Raw genomic sequence first — 19,260 nt, 5'->3', positions numbered from 1 at the left:
CGATAGAAACGTGATACAGACGTTCACATTCTACCTGTTTGCGACGATCGTGATCGCCAGCGGTGCGCTGACGATCCTGTCGCGCAACCCGGTGCACAGCGTGCTGTGGCTGATCCTCGCCTTCTTCAACGCGGCGGGCTTGATGCTGATCCTCGGCGCCGAGTTCATCGCTATGCTGCTCGTCATCGTTTATGTCGGCGCGGTCGCGGTGCTGTTCCTCTTCGTCGTCATGATGCTCGACGTCGATTTCGCGGAGATGCGGGCGGGCTTCGCGCGCTATGCGGGCTTCGGCGCCCTGATGGCGGTCGTCCTACTCGCCGAGATGATCTTCGCGGTGGCCGCCTGGAATGCGGGCGGCGTCTCGGTCGCTTCCAAGGCGGCGCCGGTCGATCCTTCTGTCCCGAATATCGAGGCACTTGGGACGGTCCTCTTCACGCGCTATCTCTACATCTTCGAGGCGGCTGGCCTCGTTCTTCTCGTCGCGATGATCGGCGCGATCGTTCTGACGCATCGCACCCGCAGCGGCCTTCGTCCGCAAAACCCGTCTGAGCAGAACCGCCGCCGTCCGGAAGAGGCGACCCGCAACATGAACCCCGGTATCGGGCAGGGGGTGGAGCTATGATCGGCATTTCCTCTGCACAACCGTTCGCTTCGAGCGAAGTCGAGAAGCGGCCCACCCGGCAGATGCGTGTCTCGACTACGCTCGACACGAACGGGATTGGTACACTCTATAGCGGAGGACGGGCATGATCGGCCTTGGCCACTATCTCGTTGTTAGCGCGATCTTGTTCGTGCTCGGCGTGCTCGGTATCTTCCTCAACCGGAAGAACATCATCGTCATCCTGATGGCGATCGAGCTGATCCTGCTCGCCGTGAACATCAACCTCGTCGCCTTCTCCGCTTATCTCGGCGATATGGTGGGGCAGGTGTTCGCGATGTTCGTGCTGACCGTCGCCGCTGGCGAAGCCGCCATCGGCCTCGCCATCCTCGTCATTTACTTCCGTGGCCGCGGCACCATCGCGGTCGACGACGTCAACCAGATGAAGGGCTGACATGAATATCCAGCTCATCGTCTTCCTGCCGCTTCTGGCAGCCGCCATCGCAGGGCTCGGCAACCGGGCCATCGGCAACACGGCCGCCAAGGCCATCACGACCGGCGCCCTGTTCGTGTCCTGCGCGCTTTCCTGGCCCGTCTTTCTCGGCTTCCTGTCGGGCGGCCTTCAGGAACAGGTCGTCACGGTCCTGCCGTGGCTCCGCTCGGGCGATCTTGTCGTCGATTGGTCGCTCCGCGTCGATACGCTGACGGCGGTGATGCTCATCGTCGTGACCACCGTATCCAGCCTCGTCCACCTCTATAGCTGGGGCTATATGGCGGAGGACGACAGCCAGCCGCGCTTCTTCGCCTATCTGTCGCTCTTCACCTTCGCGATGTTGATGCTGGTGACGGCCGACAACCTCATCCAGATGTTTTTCGGCTGGGAAGGGGTGGGCCTCGCTTCCTACCTCCTCATCGGTTTCTGGTATCAGAAGCCGTCTGCCAATGCGGCCGCGATCAAGGCGTTCGTGGTGAACCGCGTCGGCGATTTCGGCTTCTCGCTCGGCATCTTCGGCACCTTCCTGATCTTTGGCACCGTTTCCATTCCGGAAATCCTCGCAGCAGCTCCCGGCATGACCGGTTCGACGATCGGCTTCCTCGGGACGCGTTTCGACACGATGACCGTCCTCTGCCTGCTGCTCTTCGTCGGCGCGATGGGCAAGTCGGCGCAGCTCGGCCTCCACACCTGGCTTCCGGACGCTATGGAAGGCCCGACGCCGGTCTCCGCGCTCATCCACGCCGCGACGATGGTCACGGCGGGCGTGTTCATGGTCTGCCGCCTGTCGCCAATGTTCGAGACGAGCGACACGGCGCTCACCGTCGTCACCTTCGTCGGCGCCGCCACGGCCCTGTTCGCGGCGACCGTCGGCACGGTGCAGAACGACATCAAGCGCGTCATCGCTTATTCGACCTGCTCGCAATTGGGCTACATGTTCTTCGCGGCTGGCGTCGGCGCTTATGGCGCGGCGATGTTCCACCTCTTCACGCACGCTTTCTTCAAGGCTCTGCTGTTCCTTGGCGCGGGCTCGGTCATCCACGCCATGCACCATGAACAGGACATGCGCTTCTATGGCGGCCTCCGGAAATCCATCCCGCTCACTTATTGGGCGATGATGGCGGGGACGCTCGCCATTACCGGCGTGGGCGTGATCGGCGTGTTCGGTTTTGCGGGCTTCTATTCGAAGGACGCGATCATCGAGGGCGCGTTCGCGGCCGGAACGACAGCGGGCGGCATCGCTTTCTTCGTCGGCGTGTTCGCGGCTTTGCTCACCAGCTTCTACAGCTGGCGCCTTGTCTTCCTCACCTTCTTCGGCAAGCCGCGCTGGGCGGCGTCCGAGCACATCCAGCATGCGCTTCACGGCGATCATCACGATCATCCCTCGGACGAAGATGCGGGCCATGATCCGCACGGGCATGAAGCGCCCGCGCACGCCATCAAGGAAGGCACGGGCGGCCATCACCCGCACGAAAGCCCGTGGCCGATGCTGGTGCCGCTCATTGTCCTGACCATCGGTGCGATCTTTGCCGGTTTCGTCTTCCACGGCCCGTTCCTGGAGCCGGGTGAGGGCACCGCTTTCTGGGCCGGATCGATCGCGTTCGACGAGCATCTGATGCACGCCATTCACGAAGTGCCGCTCTGGGTGAAATTGTCGCCCGCGGCCGTGATGATCCTTGGCTTCCTGATCGCGTTTGCGGCCTATATCCGCGACACGTCGATCCCGGACCGGTTCGTCGGCCAGTTCGGCGTTCTCTACAAGTTCCTGCTGAACAAGTGGTATTTCGACGAACTCTACAATCTGCTGTTCGTCCGCCCGGCCTTCTGGTTCGGCCGCCTGTTCTGGAAGAAGGGCGATGAGGCAACGATCGACCGCTTCGGTCCGAACGGCGTCGCGGCGGTGGCAGTGGCGGGCAATCGTCTCTTCACGCGGCTCCAGTCCGGCTATCTTTATTCCTACGCCTTCGTCATGCTGATCGGCCTTGCCGCGGCCACCACCTGGGTGATGGCGCGATGAGGGCCGCGATGAACGAATTTGGGGGCAACAAGCTGTGAACGAATTCGGCTTTCCCATTCTGACTTTGATGCTGGCGGTCCCTACGCTGGCCGCCGCCGCCTGTCTCTTCTTGAGCGCAAATGGCGCCCGCTGGCTCGCGCTCATCGCGACGCTTGTCGAACTGGCGCTCGGCATCCTGCTATGGGTCAATTACGATATTGGCGGCGCGCAGTGGCAGTTCGTTGAAAATCTGGGCGGCTTCGGGCCGTTCGCCTGGGCGCTTGGGATCGATGGCATCGCCTTGATGCTGATCGTCCTGTCGGTCTTCCTGATGCCGATCTGCATCCTCGCGTCCTGGGAAGCGATCGACAAGCGCGTGCCCGAATATATGGCGGCCTTCCTGTTCATGGAAACGCTGATGCTCGGCGTGTTCATGGCGCAGGATCTGTTCCTGTTCTACGTATTCTTCGAAGCTGGCCTTATTCCGATGTACCTGATCATCGGCATCTGGGGCGGCGCGAACCGGATTTACGCCTCCTATAAATTCTTCCTCTACACGCTCTTGGGATCGGTGCTGATGCTGATCGCGATGCTGTGGATGGTGTTCACGGCTGGTACGACGTCGATCCCGGCGTTGATGGCTTACGACTTCCCGGTTTCCGCGCAGACCTGGCTATGGCTCGCCTTCTTCGCCTCCTTCGCGGTGAAGCTGCCCATGTGGCCGGTCCACACCTGGCTGCCCGATGCGCACGTTCAGGCGCCGACCGCGGGCTCGGTGATCCTGGCGGGCGTGCTCCTGAAGCTCGGTGGCTATGGCTTCGTCCGTTTCTCGCTGCCGATGTTCCCGGAAGCCTCGGCGGAATATTTCTGGCTCGTCATGGGCCTGTCGATGGTCGCCATCGTCTACACGTCGCTCGTGGCATTGGTGCAGCAGGATATGAAGAAGCTCATCGCTTATTCGTCCGTCGCGCACATGGCGTTCGTCACCTTCGGCCTCTTCGCCTTCAACCGGCAGGGGATTGAGGGCGGCCTTGTCGTCATGCTCAGCCACGGCATCGTGTCGGGCGCGCTCTTCCTGTGCGTCGGCGTCATCTACGACCGCCTGCACACCCGTGAAATCTCGGCTTATGGCGGCCTGTCGAACAATATGCCGGCTTATGCTTTGCTGTTCCTGCTCTTCACCATGGCCTCGGTCGGCCTGCCCGGCACGTCGGGCTTCGTCGGCGAATTCCTCGCGATGATGGGCGTCTATCAGGCCAATAGCTGGGTCGGCTTCGTCGCGGTGACGGGCATCATCCTTGGTGCCGCTTACATGCTCTACCTCTATCGCCGCGTCGCTTATGGCAGCGCGCCGAATGAAGAGGTGGCGCGTCTCCCCGATTTGACCAAGCGGGAAATCACGATGCTCGCACCGCTTGCCGCCGTCGTGCTGTGGATGGGCGTTTATCCCGAAAGCTTCATGGCGCCGATGCGCGACGACGTGACCCGCCTTCTTGAGCGGATCGAGCGCGCAACACCGATGAGCGATGCACAGGTTACGGAAGGAAAAGGCGTGATGCCGCAAGCGCATGCCGCGCCCGCCCATGGTGAAGGGGGAGCGCACTAATGGGTTATTCGCTTGTCCTGACGCTGCCGGAAATCATCCTTTCGGCGAGCGCCATCGCCCTTTTGATGGTCGCGGCCTTTGCGGGCGACAAGGCTGCACGCCTGTCGACCTGGCTCGCCGTCCTCGCCTTCATCGGCGCGGCCCTTGTCGTGCCGGGCGTGACGGGCCCTGGCGGCATCGCCTTTAACGGCCTGTTCGTCGCCGACAGCTTCGCCGCCTTCGCCAAGATCCTCATCTATGTCGCGGCCGCCATCGCCATGCTTTCGGCGATGAGCTGGTTTGCGCGCGACGGCGTCTATCGCACCGAATATCCGGTGCTGATCCTGCTGTCCTCGGTCGGCATGGGCATGATGGCCTCGGCGGGCGATCTCATCACCCTCTATGTCGGCCTGGAGCTTCAGAGCCTTGCCGCCTACGTCCTCGCTTCCTTCCAGCGCAAGGACAGCCGCTCGGCCGAAGCAGGCCTCAAATATTTCGTGCTGGGCGCGCTGGCGAGCGGCATCCTGCTCTACGGCGTTTCGCTTCTCTACGGCTTTAGCGGCTCCACGAGCTTTGAAGGCATTGCGGCGGCGATCGCGACGGACGGCATCTCGACCGGCGAATTGTTCGGCATCGTCTTCGTCCTCGCAGGATTGGCCTTCAAGGTCAGTGCCGTACCGTTCCACATGTGGACGCCGGACGTCTACGAAGGCGCGCCGACGCCGGTCACCGCATTCTTCGCCTCCGCGCCGAAGGTCGCCGCCATGGCGCTCCTCACCCGCGTGACGATCGAGGCGTTGGGCGCGGCCACGTTCGAATGGCGCCAGATCGTCATCTTCATGGCATTGGCCTCGACCATCCTTGGCGGCGTCGCGGCAATCGGGCAACAGAATATCAAGCGCTTGCTTGCCTATAGCTCGATCAACAATGTCGGCTTCGCGCTCATCGGGCTCGCCGCCGGAACGCCCGAAGGCGTCGCCTCGGTGCTGTTCTACATGACGGTTTATGTCGTGATGACGCTCGGTACCTTCTTCGTCGTGCTTCGGATGCGTGACGAGGCAGGCCAGCCGGTAGAAACCATCGTGTCGCTCTCCGGCCTGTCGCGCACGCGTCCGGCCCTCGCGGCGGCCATGGCGATGTTCATGTTCTCGATCGCGGGCATTCCGCCGCTCATGGGCTTCTGGCCGAAATTCTACGTCTTCGAAGCTGCGGTGGCGGCGAACCTCACCTGGCTCGCGGCAGTCGGCATCGCGACCTCGGTGATCGGCGCCTTCTATTATCTGCGCATCATCAAGGTCATGTATTTCGACGATCCGGCCCCGGCCTTCGAGGCACGGCGCGATCTCGTGAGCAGTGCGGTGATCCTGGCCGCGGCCCTGTTCGTGTCGCCTTTGGGCTGGTTCGCGCTTGAGCCACTCGGCACGGCTTCGCTGAACGCCGCTGGAGCCCTCTTCTGATCCGCTCCGTCCCGGAGACGCGCAGCACCAACGACGATGTCGCCGCGCTCGCCCGGGATGGCGCGCCGGAGGGCACCTGGCTGCGCGCCGACCGGCAGACCGGGGGCAGGGGACGCCAGGGCCGCGAATGGCAATCGCCGCCGGGCAATCTCTACGCCAGCACCCTGGTGCGCGTGCAGCCCGGCGACCCGCCTGCACATACGCTGGCGTTGACCGCCGCTGTCGCGCTTCACGAAATTATCGGCCTCTATGCGCCAGACGCGCCTCTGCTCATCAAGTGGCCGAACGACATATTGGCGAGCGGCGCGAAGCTTTCCGGTATCCTCCTCGAACGATCGGGCGATGCCGTGGTGATCGGCTTCGGCGTCAACCTCGCTCATCATCCGGAGACGCTGGAGCGGCCGACCACCAGCGTCGCGGCCCTCGCGGGTGTCGCGCCAGATCCCGCCACCTTCCTCGACGCGCTGGCCGATGCGTTTGCGCGCTGGCTCGGGCGCTGGCGCAATGAAGGCCTGCGGGTCATCCGTGACCGCTGGCTTGCTGCGTCCCACCCAATCGGCACCGCCCTAACCGCCGCTGCTGCGGGCGAGAAGGTGGAAGGGCTGTTCGATGGGTTGGACGAAACAGGCGCGCTGCGCCTGCGGATCGCGGATGGCTCCACGCGCATTGTTAATGCCGGTGACGTATTTCTGATTTAGGGCATGGCCATGCTTATCCGCCCTCTCACGCCTGAAGACCGCGACCTCGTCTGCCATCATCGCGAATCCATGTTCCGCGATTCCGGGCGGAGCGAGAATGTGATCGCGTCGATGGGCGAGCCCTTCTGCCTTTGGCTCGAACCGCGGCTTGCCGATGGCCGCTATTTTGGCTGGGCCGCGGACTATGAAGGGCGTTCCGTCGCCGGCCTTGGCATGATGGAGATCGATTGGCCGCCGCACCCCGCTCACCCGCTAATGGACCGGCGCGGCTATATCCTCAACGTCTATGTCGAGCCCGACTTTCGCGGGCAGGGTATCGCCAAGAAGCTAATGGCCGAAGCAACCCGCGAGGCGCAGCGGCGCGGCCTCCAGTTCATGATCCTCCACGCCACCGCACAGGGGCGACCGCTCTACGAGGCGCTCGGCTGGGAGGATACGGCGGAAATGGCGTTGGTCGTGCCGAAGGGGGGAGATGGAGAATGAAGTTACCGGAAGTCGCGTTCACATGTGTTGACTGGACGCGTGAGCCAGCCTCGGATAAGCCGGGGGAAAATGGAACGGTCGTCTCACGGACCGTGATGGTCGGCGACACGCGGATCAGAATGGTCGAATATTCACCCGGCTATCTCGCCGACCATTGGTGCGACCGGGGCCATGTTCTGTTCGTTCTCGAAGGCGAACTCGTATCCGAGCTGAAGGACGGACGCACATTTCACCTCAAGGCTGGAATGAGTTATCACGTATCCGATTTTGGCGATGCAGCTCACCGATCCTCGACTGAAGTTGGGGCCAAGCTGTTCATCGTGGACTGATCGGAACGCCTCATGCTCCTCGCCCTCGACGCCGGAAACACCAACATCGTCTTTGCCCTGATGAAGGGCCGCGAGATTCGCGCGCGCTGGCGGATCGCGACCGATCCCAGACGGACGGCGGACGAATATGCGGTGTGGCTGCGGCAGCTGCTCGACCTTTCAGGCTATGGCCTGGATGATGTGGAAGCCGTGATCATCGCGACGGTCGTCCCGCGCGCGCTCCATAATCTGGAAGTGCTGGCCGAAAAATATTTCAACGTGACGCCGCTCGTCGCGGGCCGCGCGCCGGTGGAATTCGGCATCGCGGTCGACTTGCCCCAGCCCGAAGCGGTTGGCGCCGATCGGCTCGTCAACGCCATTGCCGCGCATGAGGCTCATCCCGGCGACCTCATCGTCATTGATTTCGGCACGGCGACCACGTTTGACGTGATCGATTATAGCGGCACTTACAAAGGCGGCGTGATCGCGCCGGGTATCAACCTGTCGCTCGACGCCCTCGTCGCCGCGGCGGCGAAGCTCCCGCGAATCGCGATCGAGGCGCCGGAAGGCGCGCAGGTGATCGGCCGCTCTACCGAGGAAGCGATGCACAGCGGCATTTATTGGGGCTATGTCTCGATGATCGAGGGGCTCGTCGCGCGGATCAAGGCGGAGATCGGGCGCCAGGCCAAGGTCGTCGCGACCGGCGGCCTCGCCACCTTGTTCGACAAGCATAGCGAGGTCTTCGACGCGATCGAACCGGATCTCACCATCACCGGGCTCGGCATCCTCTATGAGCGGTCTTTGACTTAGGCCGCCATTCCGGCGAAAGCCGGAATCTCCTTCTGCCCGCACGGAACTTCCACGGGACTCCGGCTTTCGCCGGAGTGACGAAAAGATTGGAATATTTGAAGAATGAAGCCCGGTAACGAACTCCTTTTTCTCGCGCTCGGTGGCTCGGGCGAGATCGGCATGAACGTCAATCTCTATGGCTGCCAGGGAAAGTGGATCATGGTCGATCTCGGCCTCACCTTCGCTGATCCGCTCTATCCGGGCGTGGAACTGGTGTTGCCGGACCTGAAGTTCATTGAGGATCGCAAGGACGATCTGCTCGGTATCGTGCTGACTCACGGGCATGAGGACCATATCGGCGCCATTCCCTATCTCGCCGCCGATCTTGGCGTGCCGCTCTACGCCACGCCCTTCACCGCCGGTTTGATCGCCGGAAAATTGGAAGAGGAGGGGCTCCTCGAAGAGGTAAAGCTTAACGTTATCGAGATGCAGGGGGATTTCCAGGTTGGCCCCTTCGGCTTCCGTTACATCCCGCTCGCGCACTCCATTCCGGAGGGCAACGCACTCCTCATCGACACGCCATATGGCAAGATCTTCCATACCGGCGACTGGAAGCTGGATGACGCGCCGCAGCTTGGCGATCCCAGCACCGAAGCCGAACTCCGCGCGATTGGCGACGAAGGCGTGCTCGCGCTTGTCTGCGATTCAACCAATGTCTTCAATCCCGAGCCTTCGGGGTCGGAGGCGACGGTCCGCGAAGGGCTCGACGCGACGATCCAGGGTGCCAAGGGCCGCGTGCTCGTCACCACCTTCGCGTCCAACGCCGCGCGTCTGAAGACCCTCGGCCATGTCGCGCAAGATACCGGTCGCAAGGTCTGTGTCGCGGGCCGCTCGCTCGACCGGATCCTGCGCGTGTCGAAGAGCGTCGGCTATCTCACCGATTTCCCGGAAACCGTGGACTTTGAAACGGCGATGGGCCTGCCCAAGCATGAAGTCATGATCATCGCCACCGGCGGGCAGGGGGAAAGCCGCGCCGCACTCGCCCGCATCGCCTTCGATCAGCACAAGATCAAGCTGGACGAAGGCGACCTTGTCGTCTTCTCGTCCAAGCAGATACCCGGCAACGAGATCGCGATCGGCCGCATCCAGAACGAGCTGGCCCATCGCGGCATCCACATGATCACCGACCGTCAGGCGGATGTGCACGTCTCTGGCCATCCCGGCCGCCCGGAGCTTGCCGCCATGTATCAGTGGATCCGGCCCGAAATCATCGTGCCTGTCCATGGCGAAATCCGCCACATGGCCGAGCATGAACGCTTCGCCCTCCAATGCGGCGTGCCGCGCGGCATCATGCAGAAGAATGGCGACCTCGTCCGCCTCGCACCCAACGGCCCGAAGAAATTGGGTGAGGAGAGGGTGGGGCGCTTGATCCTTGACGGCGACGTCATCCTCGCGGCCGACGGATCGACGATGAACGAGCGGCGCAAGATTGCTGCATTCGGCACTATTTCCGTCGCCGTCGCGATGGATTCGAACGATCGGATTGTCGGCGACGTGCAGATCAGCTTTAACGGCGTACCGGTGGAGGAAGATCGCGAAGCCTTCCTCGGAGAAGCCTGCGAGGCGGCGGAAGAAGCCGCGCGCAAGGGCGGGCCGGAAGACAAGCTTCGCGAAGCCATCCGCCTCGCGGTGCGGCGCTGCGCCACCGATTGGACGGGCAAGAAGCCGGTGGTGAACGTCCTCATCGTGCGGGTTTGACGGCAACCACGGGGCCAGATCCGAGTTACGACCCACCCCGCTAGCCCTGAGCCTGTCGAAGGGCGTGAGCAACGTGCGATTCCCACGGGCTTCGACAAGCTCAGCCCTAGCGGGGCAAGACGATAGCACGGGCGAACCATAATCGAGCCGGTTTGTAAGTGTCTCACGATAGTTTAAGGGACGCCCATGCAGATCGGCTCAATCTTCGCTATTTACGCCCTCTTCTGGGTGATGAGCTTTTTCGTTGTCATCCCATTCGGTGTGCGGACGGACGAGGAAATGGGCGTCGATCGTATCCCGGGTCATGCGGACAGCGCGCCGCATCGCTTCAGTTTCGGGCGGGCGGCATTACGCGCCACTATCCTTTCGGCAGCGCTCTTCACGCTCTTCTACCTCAACTACATCTTCGGCTGGATCGGGGTCGAACAGCTCGATTGGGCCCGCTAAGGATCAAGCTCGCAACCGCTCGATCGCTTGGGCCAATGCGACGTAAAGCTTGCCCATGTCGGATGAGAGCATGGTGACGCTCAGCGCCTGACCGTCGCGATCGGAGAGGAGGCGGCGGAGCATCGCTTCGAAATCGTGGACGTAGCGGTTCACCTGTTCGCGGAATTCCGGATCATTTTCATAATGCCGTCCGATCTCGCGGGCCTCGCCGGATGACAGGAGCTTCACCGCGCGGCGCGTGAACGCGCCGCGGTCACCCTTCAAATAGGCCGCCCAGGCAGTGTCGCTCACCTCATTCGACAGCAATTTGCTGACGTCGATTGCCGCGGAATTGAGCGCGTCGATCAACAATGCCACGCGATGACTGAACGTGTCGCTATCGCTCCGTTCCTGCTCCTCGCGCGCTTCCGTAATCCGTGCCTCGATCGCCGCGGTGGTCTCGCCGATCGTAACGATCTGGCGGGTAAGGCGTTCGGACGCGATGCGAGCCGCTTCGGCGGATCTCTTCGCAGCGTCGTTGAGCTCGGCCATTTGCGCGGCGAGGTGCGGCGCGACCGATGCTCGCACGGCTTCGACTCCCGCCTGCCCCAAGGCGGCAGCGCTTTCCGGGATAACGGTGGCGATCGCCTCGCGCGCCGAAGCAGCGGCCTGGTTCGCCGTCTCGCGCACACGAATAAGCGCGTCGACCAGTTCCGGTCCGGTTTCGGCGATCAGTCGCCGCGCATTGCCGTCTAGGTCGCCGACATTGCCCGTAATTCTTTCCAGCCTGTCGAGGAGGTCGTGAAGCAAATTCTGCTGGCGAACGAGCGCCTCTTCCATCGCTGCCATCCGCTCACCCGCAACATTGCTTGTCGCCACGATCGTTTCGACCTGCGGCTGCAGCGTGCCGGCAGCTTCCCGCGCGCGGCTGGTCTGCGCTTCGATTCGGGTCAGGAATTCGGGCAATGCTTCGCCCATCGTGTGGCCAAGCCCGTTGACGGCTGCTGCAAGGATTTGCGTGCGATGCACAAGGCCGTCCGCGCGCTGCACGCTGCTGCCCATCTCTTCATGCAGCGCTTGGACGGTTGCACGCATCTCGGTCAACGCCTCCTGATAGCGGGCGGCATCGTCCAATCCGCCGCTGGCCAAGGCCGCATGACGCTCTTCCAGCAGTTCAAGTTCGCGGCCAATACGCGCTGCAATCGCTTGGCTATTGTCGTCATGTCCGGACAATTGAGCCGCCAGCGAATCGAGTTGGGCGGCCAATGTCTCGATACGGCGAGAAAGGCTGCGCGCCGCGTCGGACCCCGCCTTATCGAGAGCCACGGCGCTTTTTTCGATCATCGTCAGCGTTGCTTGGCCTTGTGCATCAAGACCGGATCGCGTCGCATCCAAGGCTTCGGACGCGCGGGCGAGACTGTCATCGACAGTCATGCCAAGTCCGCCCGCCGCTTGGTCCAGCCGATCCGCCGCCGCGCCTATCGATCCCTCGATCCGGGCGAGGTGAGCTGCAAGACGCTGCGCCGCGCCGCCCACCACATCCTCTGCTTCACGACCGCGCGTGACAAGCGAAGAAACCTGAGCATCGAGTGCGCCAGCCTGCTCATGTGCGGAAACGCCCGCCTCGTGCAGAGCGGAGGCGAGGGTTCGAGCCTGGTCTTCGGCACGCGGCAAATCCTGGAGAAGGATACCGATATCGACGCGGGCAGCGTTGGCAGCGGCCTCCAGCGCTTCGGCCTTGCGGTCGAGCGTCTCGGTTTCCTTCGCGATATAGTGCGTAACACGGCCCAGGCGGTCGGCCGCCTCATCTCCAAGCGTCATCAGCTTCGCCGATTCGGCGGTCATGCGCGCATAATTGTCCTCAAGCCGGGTCGTAACGACGGCGAGCAAGCCGTCGAGAGCGGCGCTTTCGGCGCGCATCTTCGTCACCGCTTGCGTAAAGCGCTCCGCCTCGCGCCGGGGAGTGCGGCCGAAGATCAGCCACATCAGGGCAATGAGGACCAGGGGCCCCGCGATCGTACCGATCCAACCGACGATTGCAGGCAGGTCCGCCGCGGGCGCCGTGGAAAGGATCGACCAGATAGCTGCGCTGGTCCAGGCAATGGCAAGGAGGATGAGCAGGCCGCCCAGAATCGGTCGTCCAGGCGCGGGCTGTTCCATATCTGCTATCGGCATGTCCCACATCCCGCCGCTTGAGACGGCGTCCTCGTTAACCGCGTCCCACTGGCCGATCTCTGTCGTGTCTTCGCTTGTCAGCGAATGCGCCCCGGCGCGCTCTGCCCCTATTGTCATGGAGGTTCGTTATCACAACATGCCGGGCGGAATATAGGTTGAAGTCGCCTTAACCATGTCACCACGAGCGCCCGATGCACCGCTGCATCAGCCGAACCGCTTTGCATCCGGTTCGCCCTCACCCTACAAACCCTTTCATGCGGGGTGATCTTAGATGTCTTTGGCAGCGCTGATTTGCGCCTATCATGAGTGCGAACCGGACGGGCAGGGGCTGAGAGCCACGCTGCAGCTCGCCGGACGTACTTTAATCGAGCGGCAGGCGCGGCTTGCGGCTGCCGCCGGTGCGCATCCAATCGTTATTGTTGTCGACCGGCAGACGCCCCCTCTAAGCGCGGCCTTGGAAAGGCTCCGGGCCGACGGGATCGCGATTACCGTGGCCCGCAATGCCGGGGAGGCGGCCTTCGCCATTCCATCCGATGCGGCACTGCTGTTGATGGCGGATGGCCTGGTGGCTGACGAAAGTCATGTGACGCGTGTCCTCGATGCGGGTGGGCCTGTCCTTCTGACGTTGCCGGACTTTGGAGCCGATGACCGATTCGAGCGGATCGATGGACAATCGCGTTGGGCTGGCCTCGCGTTGCTCGACGGGGCGCTGCTGCGGCAGACGGCAGCGGTTCTGCACGACTGGGATCTCCAATCGACATTTCTTCGACGTGCGGTGCAGAGCGGCGCGCGGCAATTCTCCGTGGCGGGCGCTTCTGCCGATGATCGTCTCACAATCGCCCACAGGTCGGAAGATCTCGCTCACGCCGAGGCGCGGATCGTGGAGGGCGCGGCATTTGAAGGGCGCGATTGGGTTTCCCGTTTCGTACTCTCACCGGTCGAATATGCCGCGACGCGACTTCTAATGCCGACGCCCGCTGTTCCCGAGTGGCTTTATGGTGCGGCAGCCGGGCTCAGCGTCATTGCATTCGGTTTCTTCCTGCAAGGCTGGCTGCTGCCGGGTGTCTTGCTGATGCTCGCCGTCACGCCGCTCGACGGCATTGCCGAGCGGCTGGCGCGGCTTCGCATGGTTGATCCGGCAAACCTCCGGCGCTGGCGGCGTGTGTTGCCGTGGAGTGCGGGCGCGGCGCTCGCCGGACTGGGTATCGCGTTGCGCGAGCCGAGCGGTTGGGGCTGCATCGTCCTCGCCTTTACCATCATCGCGTTTCTCGCCGCTTTGCATGGCGAGGCAAAGGGGCGGATCGTCGAAGGGCGCCTGTTCCTCGCGGAGCGCAAGGGGCTGACTTGGCTGCTCCTACCTTTTGCGGTCACCGGATTGTGGATCACCGGCCTGTCCGCAATGGCCATCTATGCGGCCGGATCCTTCTTCTGGGCGCAGCGTCATGTGCACCGCCCAGTGCCAAGTCGGGATGAGGATTAAAAATCAGATCACTCCACTAGTCCTGAGCTTGTCGAAGGACGGAACCACCTGGAACCGTCCTTCGACAGGATCAGGACTAGCGGAAAACTAGTCGTTAGCGCTGGCCGACCGGGACATAATCCCGCTGCGTCGCGCCAGTGTAGAGCTGGCGCGGGCGACCGATCTTCTGGTCGGGATCGGAGATCATCTCGTTCCACTGCGCGACCCAGCCCGTGGTGCGGGCCAGCGCGAAGAGGACAGTAAACATCGAGGTCGGGAAACCGATCGCGGAGAGGATCACGCCCGAATAGAAGTCGACGTTCGGATAGAGCTTCTTCTCAACGAAATATTCGTCCTTCAGCGCAATCTGCTCAAGCTCGCGGGCGACGTCAAAGATCGGATCGTCGACGCCGAGCTTTTCGAGCACTTCGTTCGCGGTCTTCTGCATGACCTTCGCGCGCGGATCGTAATTCTTGTAGACGCGGTGGCCGAAGCCCATCAGGCGGAACGGATCGTTCTTGTCCTTCGCGCGGGCGATATATTCGGGAATGCGGTCGACGGTGCCGATCTCGCGCAGCATGTTCAGGGCCGCTTCGTTGGCGCCGCCATGGGCCGGGCCCCAGAGGCAGGCTATGCCGGCCGCGATGCAGGCGAACGGATTGGCGCCCGACGAGCCGGCGAGACGCACGGTCGAGGTCGAGGCGTTCTGTTCGTGATCGGCATGGAGGATGAAGATGCGGTCCATCGCCCGCTCGATCACCGGATCCACCACATACTCCTCGGCGGGAACGCCGAAAGTCATGCGCAAGAAATTACCCGTGTAGGACAGCGAGTTGTCCGGGTAGAGGAAGGGCTGACCGATCGAATATTTGTAGGCCATCGCCGCGATGGTCGGCATCTTCGCGATCAGGCGGTGGGAGGCCACCATGCGCTGGTGCGGATCGGTGATGTCCGTGCTGTCATGATAGAAAGCCGAAAGGGCGCCCACCACGCCGCACATGATCGCCATCGGGTGCGCGTCGCGGCGGAAACCGCGATAGAAGGTCGCCAGCTGCTCATGCAGCATGGTGTGGCGGCTGATCGTGTAGGTGAACGTGTCGAACTCGCTCTTCGACGGCAGCTCACCGTGGAGGAGAAGATAGGCCGCTTCCATGAAGCTCGACTGTTCGGCGAGCTGTTCGATCGGATAGCCGCGGTGAAGCAGGATGCCCTGGTCGCCGTCGATATAGGTGATCTTGGATTCGCAGCTCGCCGTCGAGGTGAAGCCGGGATCGAAGGTGAAGGCGCCGGTCTGGCCGTAAAGCTTGCGGATATCGATGACGTCTGGCCCCACGGTGCCGGGTTTCACGTCATAATCAAAGCTGTCGCCGTTGAGGGAGAGACTGGCTTTATCGGCCATATTGGGCTCCTTATCTCGTCATCCGGTCTGCGATACGGGCGAGGCTTTCGTCGCGCCCCAGCAGAACGAGTACATCGAAAATACCCGGAGACGTCGCCCGCCCGGTCAATGCGGCCCGAAGCGGCTGCGCGACCTGACCGAGCTTGACCCCGGCGTCTTCAGATACCTGTCGAACCGCTCCTTCGGCGCCTTCCGCATTCCATATGGGAAGCGCGGAAAGGGCCGCGTGGACGCGAGCCAGCAGGCTTGATGCCTCGCCGTCTAGCAAGCTCGCGGCCTTTTCGTCCATGTCCAACGGACGGGATTTGAAAAGAAATGTACTGCCTTCGGACAGTTCGTTCATATTCTTCGCGCGCGGCTTCAGCTCCGGCATGGCGCGGGTGAGAAGCGCGATCTCGTCGATCGACAGATTGCGGCCAATGAGGGCGCCGATGCGCGGCGCGGCGATGCCAGCAAGGCGGCCGTCATCGGCTTCGCGGATATAGTGGCCGTTCAGATTTTCCAGCTTCTTCAGATCGAAGCGCGACGGCGAACGGCCCACATGATCGAGGTCGAACCAGCGCACGGCATCCTCGCGGCTGATGATTTCATCGTCGCCATGGCCCCAGCCGAGACGAAGGAGGTAGTTGTTAAGCGCTTCGGGAAGCACGCCAAGCTCATCGCGATAGCTGTCCACGCCCGTCGCGCCGTGCCGCTTCGACATCTTGGCGCCGTCCTGTCCGTGGATCAGCGGAACGTGGGCATAGGTCGGCTCCGGCCAGCCCATGGCGCGGATGATGCCGAGCTGGCGGAAGGCGTTGTTGAGGTGATCGTCTCCCCGGATGACGTGGGTGACGCCCATGTCGTGATCGTCGACAACGACGGCGAGCATATAGGTCGGCGTCCCGTCCGAGCGGAGCAGGATGAAATCGTCGATCTCGCTATTCTGGACGACGACACGGCCCTGCACCTTGTCCTCGATCACAGTCTCGCCATCCTTCGGCGCCTTGAGGCGGATCGAGAAGGGCATGCCGTCCTGCTCTGGCCCGGCCTCGCGGTCGCGCCAGCGTCCGTCATAGCGCAACGGCAATTTCTTCTCGCGCTGTTCGGCACGCATCGCGTCCAGCTCCTGCGGAGTAGCATAGCAGCGATAGGCATGGCCCTTCGCGAGCAATTCATGCGCGATTTCGGCATGGCGGGCGGCGAACTGCGATTGGTAATATTCGTGCCCGTCCCAATCGAGGCCGAGCCACTTCATGCCGTCCAGGATCGCCTCGATCGCCGCGTCGGTGGAGCGGACCTGGTCGGTATCCTCAATGCGTAGCAGGAACTTGCCGCCGTGATGTCGGGCGAACAGCCAGTTAAAGAGCGCCGTACGCGCGCCCCCGATGTGGAGGAAGCCGGTGGGGGACGGCGCGAAGCGCGTAACGACCTGAGGATTCTGAACGGTTGCGCCCACGCGCTATTTCTCCAAGGTAGGGGCCATGACGGCCACGGATCACGGCGCCCCTAGCATAGCGGATGAGCCGCGACAAAGGCCCCGTTGGTGGTCATCCGTTGAGGCGTGGCTGGAAATCCGGCTCGATGCGGAGCGGGACCAATTGCCGCTGTTCGTGCCTGTTGGGCTCGGCGCCGGAATCGCGGCCTGGTTCTGGCTCGACGGACAGAGTGCCTGGATCGCCTTCCTGTTCGCCGCTTTCGGGCTGGCGCTCGGCTTCGGTGCGCTGACGGGGAGAAGATGGAGCCGGGCGCTGGCCGTCTTCGCCTTGCTGGCAGGCCTCGGTTGCGGGCTGATCTGGCTCCGCTCGGAACAGGTGGCTGCGCCCCGGCTCAAACGGCCGGTGGTGGCAACCTTTCAAGCGACGATCCTGGCGGTGCAGCCGATTCCTGCGCGGGACACCACGCGACTTGTCCTCCAACCTCACGGCGGCGACGTTCCGCCAAAGGTGAGAGTGAATGTGAAGGGTGCGTTGCCGCAAGCGAAAGCGGGGCAGGTAATCGAGATGCGCGCACGGTTGATGCCGCCCGCGCCGATGGCTGTGCCGGGCGCTTACGATTTTGCGCGGGTCGCGTGGTTCCAGGGTGTCGGCGCGACCGGCAGCGCCCTGGGCCCTGTGGGGATCGTCGCTCAACCGCAGGAAAGCGGATTTGCTCTTCGGCTTTCCGAATGGCGGCGAAGCCTGACGGGACATATCCAGTCGCGCCTCGACGGGGAAGCCGGAGGAATTGCCGCCGCGCTGGTGACGGGGGATCGCGGCGCGATCGCCGACGAGGATGACGAAGCGATGCGGCAGAGCGGCCTTGCGCATCTTCTGTCGATCAGTGGCCTTCACGTCACCGCCGTGGTCGGCGCCGCGATGCTTTTGACGCTGCGCCTCTTGGCCCTAAGCCCCGCGCTTGCGCTGCGCTGGCCACTCGTCCTCGTCGCTGCAGGCGCAGGCGCAGTGGCGGGCGTCGCTTATACATTGCTCGCTGGCGCGGAGGTGCCGACTATCCGATCCTGCGTGGCGGCTCTGTTGGTGCTTGGCGGCCTTGCCTTGGGGCGGGAGGCGATCACGCTGCGGCTGGTCGCGGCGGGGGCGCTGATCGTCCTCCTCTTCTGGCCGGAGGCTTTGGCGGGCCCGAGTTTCCAGCTGAGCTTCGCTGCCGTCACCGCCATTATCGCCCTCCACGAGCATCCGCGCTTGAAGGCGCTGTTCATGAAGCAGGAAGGGGAAGGGTGGGGCGGTCGCATAGGGCGGGGCCTCCTTTCGCTCCTCGTCACCGGTCTTGCCGTCGAAGTGGCGTTGGCGCCCATCGCCTTGTTTCACTTCCACAAAGCGGGCGTTTACGGCGCCCTCGCGAATATTGTCGCCATTCCGCTCACTACATTCGTGATCATGCCCGCCGAAGCTTTGGCTTTGCTCTTCGACGCGCTCGGCCTTGGTGCGCCGTTCTGGTGGATCGTGCAGCAGGCGCTCCACTTGCTCCTTTTCGTCGCACGGACGACTGCCGCCGCGCCCGGAGCGGTGGCCATGCTGCCGTCCATGCCCCCCGCCGCCTTCGGGCTGATCGTGGCGGGCGGGATCTGGCTGGCGCTGTGGCGGACGGGGTGGCGATTCTGGGGGCTGGTTCCCTTTGGTGCGGGGCTGGGCTGGGCGCTTGTGATGCCACCTCCCGACCTCATCGTAACCGGGGATGGCCGCCACCTTGCGGTCAGGGCGGATCAGGGAATGGCGATCCTCCGGCCCCGCGCGGGCGATTATGTGCGCGATATGCTCTCCGAATCGGCGGGGATTGAGGCCGATCTTCCTGCCATCGAGAATATGAAAGGCGCGGCGTGCAGCCCGGACCTTTGCGTCGCGACGATCGAAAAGGACGGGCGCCAGTGGCGCCTACTCGCGACGCGCAGCACCCATTATGTCGATTTCGCGCCGCTCCGCCGGGCCTGCGCCGATGCCGATATCGTGGTGAGCGACAGGATGTTGCCGCGAACCTGCGTGGCGCGCTGGCTGAAGGCGGATCGGGCCTTGCTGCGGGAAACGGGTGGCTTGGCGATAAACTTTGGCGACCGGGCCCGCATCCGCACCGTGGCGGATAGTGTGAAGGGCCACCCCTGGGCTTATTAGCGACTCCGCTCGCTACCTATCTACCCACCACCGCTAGGGCTGAGCTTGT

General features: G+C 63.3%; 16 protein-coding genes. 13 read left to right on the top strand and 3 right to left on the bottom strand.

Annotated features, from left to right (window positions below; translation table 11 throughout):
* The first annotated feature begins 10 nt into the window (after window positions 1-10).
* The 11 genes from C7I56_RS05255 (at window position 11) to C7I56_RS05205 (ending at window position 10,612) form a co-directional block, all read left to right on the top strand.
* Window positions 11-622 (top strand): NADH-quinone oxidoreductase subunit J, encoded by a 612-nt coding sequence (locus C7I56_RS05255; protein ID WP_106639423.1) that lies wholly within the window; start codon window positions 11-13, stop codon window positions 620-622.
* 124 nt (window positions 623-746) lie between these two features.
* Window positions 747-1,052, top strand: coding sequence for an NADH-quinone oxidoreductase subunit NuoK (nuoK, locus tag C7I56_RS05250; protein ID WP_106639422.1), 306 nt, complete (start codon window positions 747-749; stop codon window positions 1,050-1,052).
* A 1-nt stretch (window position 1,053) separates the two neighbouring features.
* Window positions 1,054-3,108: an NADH-quinone oxidoreductase subunit L gene (gene nuoL, locus C7I56_RS05245; RefSeq protein ID WP_106639421.1), complete on the top strand. Its 2,055-nt coding sequence runs from the start codon at window positions 1,054-1,056 to the stop codon at window positions 3,106-3,108.
* A gap of 34 nt (window positions 3,109-3,142) precedes the next feature.
* Entirely contained in the window at window positions 3,143-4,693 is a 1,551-nt protein-coding gene (locus C7I56_RS05240) for an NADH-quinone oxidoreductase subunit M (protein ID WP_106639420.1), read from the top strand.
* Window positions 4,693-6,129, top strand: coding sequence for an NADH-quinone oxidoreductase subunit NuoN (nuoN, locus tag C7I56_RS05235; RefSeq protein WP_106639419.1), 1,437 nt, complete (start codon window positions 4,693-4,695; stop codon window positions 6,127-6,129). Before C7I56_RS05240 ends, nuoN begins: the two co-directional genes overlap by 1 nt.
* The gene (locus C7I56_RS05230) at window positions 6,126-6,827 is read left to right on the top strand and encodes a biotin--[acetyl-CoA-carboxylase] ligase (RefSeq protein WP_106639418.1); all 702 of its coding nucleotides are present in this window, start codon (window positions 6,126-6,128) and stop codon (window positions 6,825-6,827) included. The genes nuoN and C7I56_RS05230 overlap by 4 nt, the downstream gene beginning before the upstream one ends.
* Window positions 6,828-6,836: 9 nt before the next feature.
* On the top strand, window positions 6,837-7,310 hold the full coding sequence (locus C7I56_RS05225; RefSeq protein WP_106639659.1) for a GNAT family N-acetyltransferase: 474 nt from the start codon (window positions 6,837-6,839) through the stop codon (window positions 7,308-7,310).
* Window positions 7,307-7,639: a DHCW motif cupin fold protein gene (locus C7I56_RS05220; protein ID WP_106639417.1), complete on the top strand. Its 333-nt coding sequence runs from the start codon at window positions 7,307-7,309 to the stop codon at window positions 7,637-7,639. The genes C7I56_RS05225 and C7I56_RS05220 overlap by 4 nt, the downstream gene beginning before the upstream one ends.
* 12 nt (window positions 7,640-7,651) lie before the next feature.
* Window positions 7,652-8,428: a type III pantothenate kinase gene (locus C7I56_RS05215; protein ID WP_106639416.1), complete on the top strand. Its 777-nt coding sequence runs from the start codon at window positions 7,652-7,654 to the stop codon at window positions 8,426-8,428.
* Between the two features lie 102 nt (window positions 8,429-8,530).
* Entirely contained in the window at window positions 8,531-10,165 is a 1,635-nt protein-coding gene (locus C7I56_RS05210) for a ribonuclease J (RefSeq protein WP_106639415.1), read from the top strand.
* Window positions 10,166-10,351: 186 nt separating this feature from the next.
* On the top strand, window positions 10,352-10,612 hold the full coding sequence (locus C7I56_RS05205) for a DUF1467 family protein (RefSeq protein WP_106639414.1): 261 nt from the start codon (window positions 10,352-10,354) through the stop codon (window positions 10,610-10,612).
* A 3-nt stretch (window positions 10,613-10,615) separates the two neighbouring features.
* Here the strand turns inward: C7I56_RS05205 and C7I56_RS05200 are convergent, their stop codons facing one another.
* Window positions 10,616-12,883, bottom strand: coding sequence for a coiled-coil domain-containing protein (locus tag C7I56_RS05200; protein ID WP_106639413.1), 2,268 nt, complete (start codon window positions 12,881-12,883; stop codon window positions 10,616-10,618).
* A 154-nt stretch (window positions 12,884-13,037) separates the two neighbouring features.
* Here C7I56_RS05200 and C7I56_RS05195 point away from each other — a divergent pair, with 154 nt between their 5' ends.
* Window positions 13,038-14,246, top strand: a complete 1,209-nt coding sequence (locus C7I56_RS05195; protein ID WP_106639412.1) for a hypothetical protein — start codon at window positions 13,038-13,040, stop codon at window positions 14,244-14,246.
* 94 nt (window positions 14,247-14,340) lie between these two features.
* Here C7I56_RS05195 and C7I56_RS05190 read toward each other — a convergent pair whose 3' ends face one another.
* Complete coding sequence (locus tag C7I56_RS05190) at window positions 14,341-15,624, bottom strand: citrate synthase (protein WP_106639411.1); 1,284 nt, start codon at window positions 15,622-15,624, stop codon at window positions 14,341-14,343.
* A gap of 10 nt (window positions 15,625-15,634) precedes the next feature.
* Window positions 15,635-17,062 (bottom strand): glutamate--tRNA ligase, encoded by a 1,428-nt coding sequence (gltX, locus tag C7I56_RS05185; protein WP_106639410.1) that lies wholly within the window; start codon window positions 17,060-17,062, stop codon window positions 15,635-15,637.
* A gap of 25 nt (window positions 17,063-17,087) precedes the next feature.
* Here gltX and C7I56_RS05180 point away from each other — a divergent pair, with 25 nt between their 5' ends.
* On the top strand, window positions 17,088-19,211 hold the full coding sequence (locus C7I56_RS05180) for a ComEC/Rec2 family competence protein (protein ID WP_106639409.1): 2,124 nt from the start codon (window positions 17,088-17,090) through the stop codon (window positions 19,209-19,211).
* Window positions 19,212-19,260 lie beyond the last annotated feature (49 nt).

The sequence above is a fragment of the Allosphingosinicella vermicomposti genome, assembly GCF_003012815.1.
Lineage (GTDB): Bacteria > Pseudomonadota > Alphaproteobacteria > Sphingomonadales > Sphingomonadaceae > Allosphingosinicella > Allosphingosinicella vermicomposti.
The sequence above is the reverse complement of the archived record's forward strand: the minus strand, read 5'-3'. Positions and strand labels throughout refer to the sequence as shown.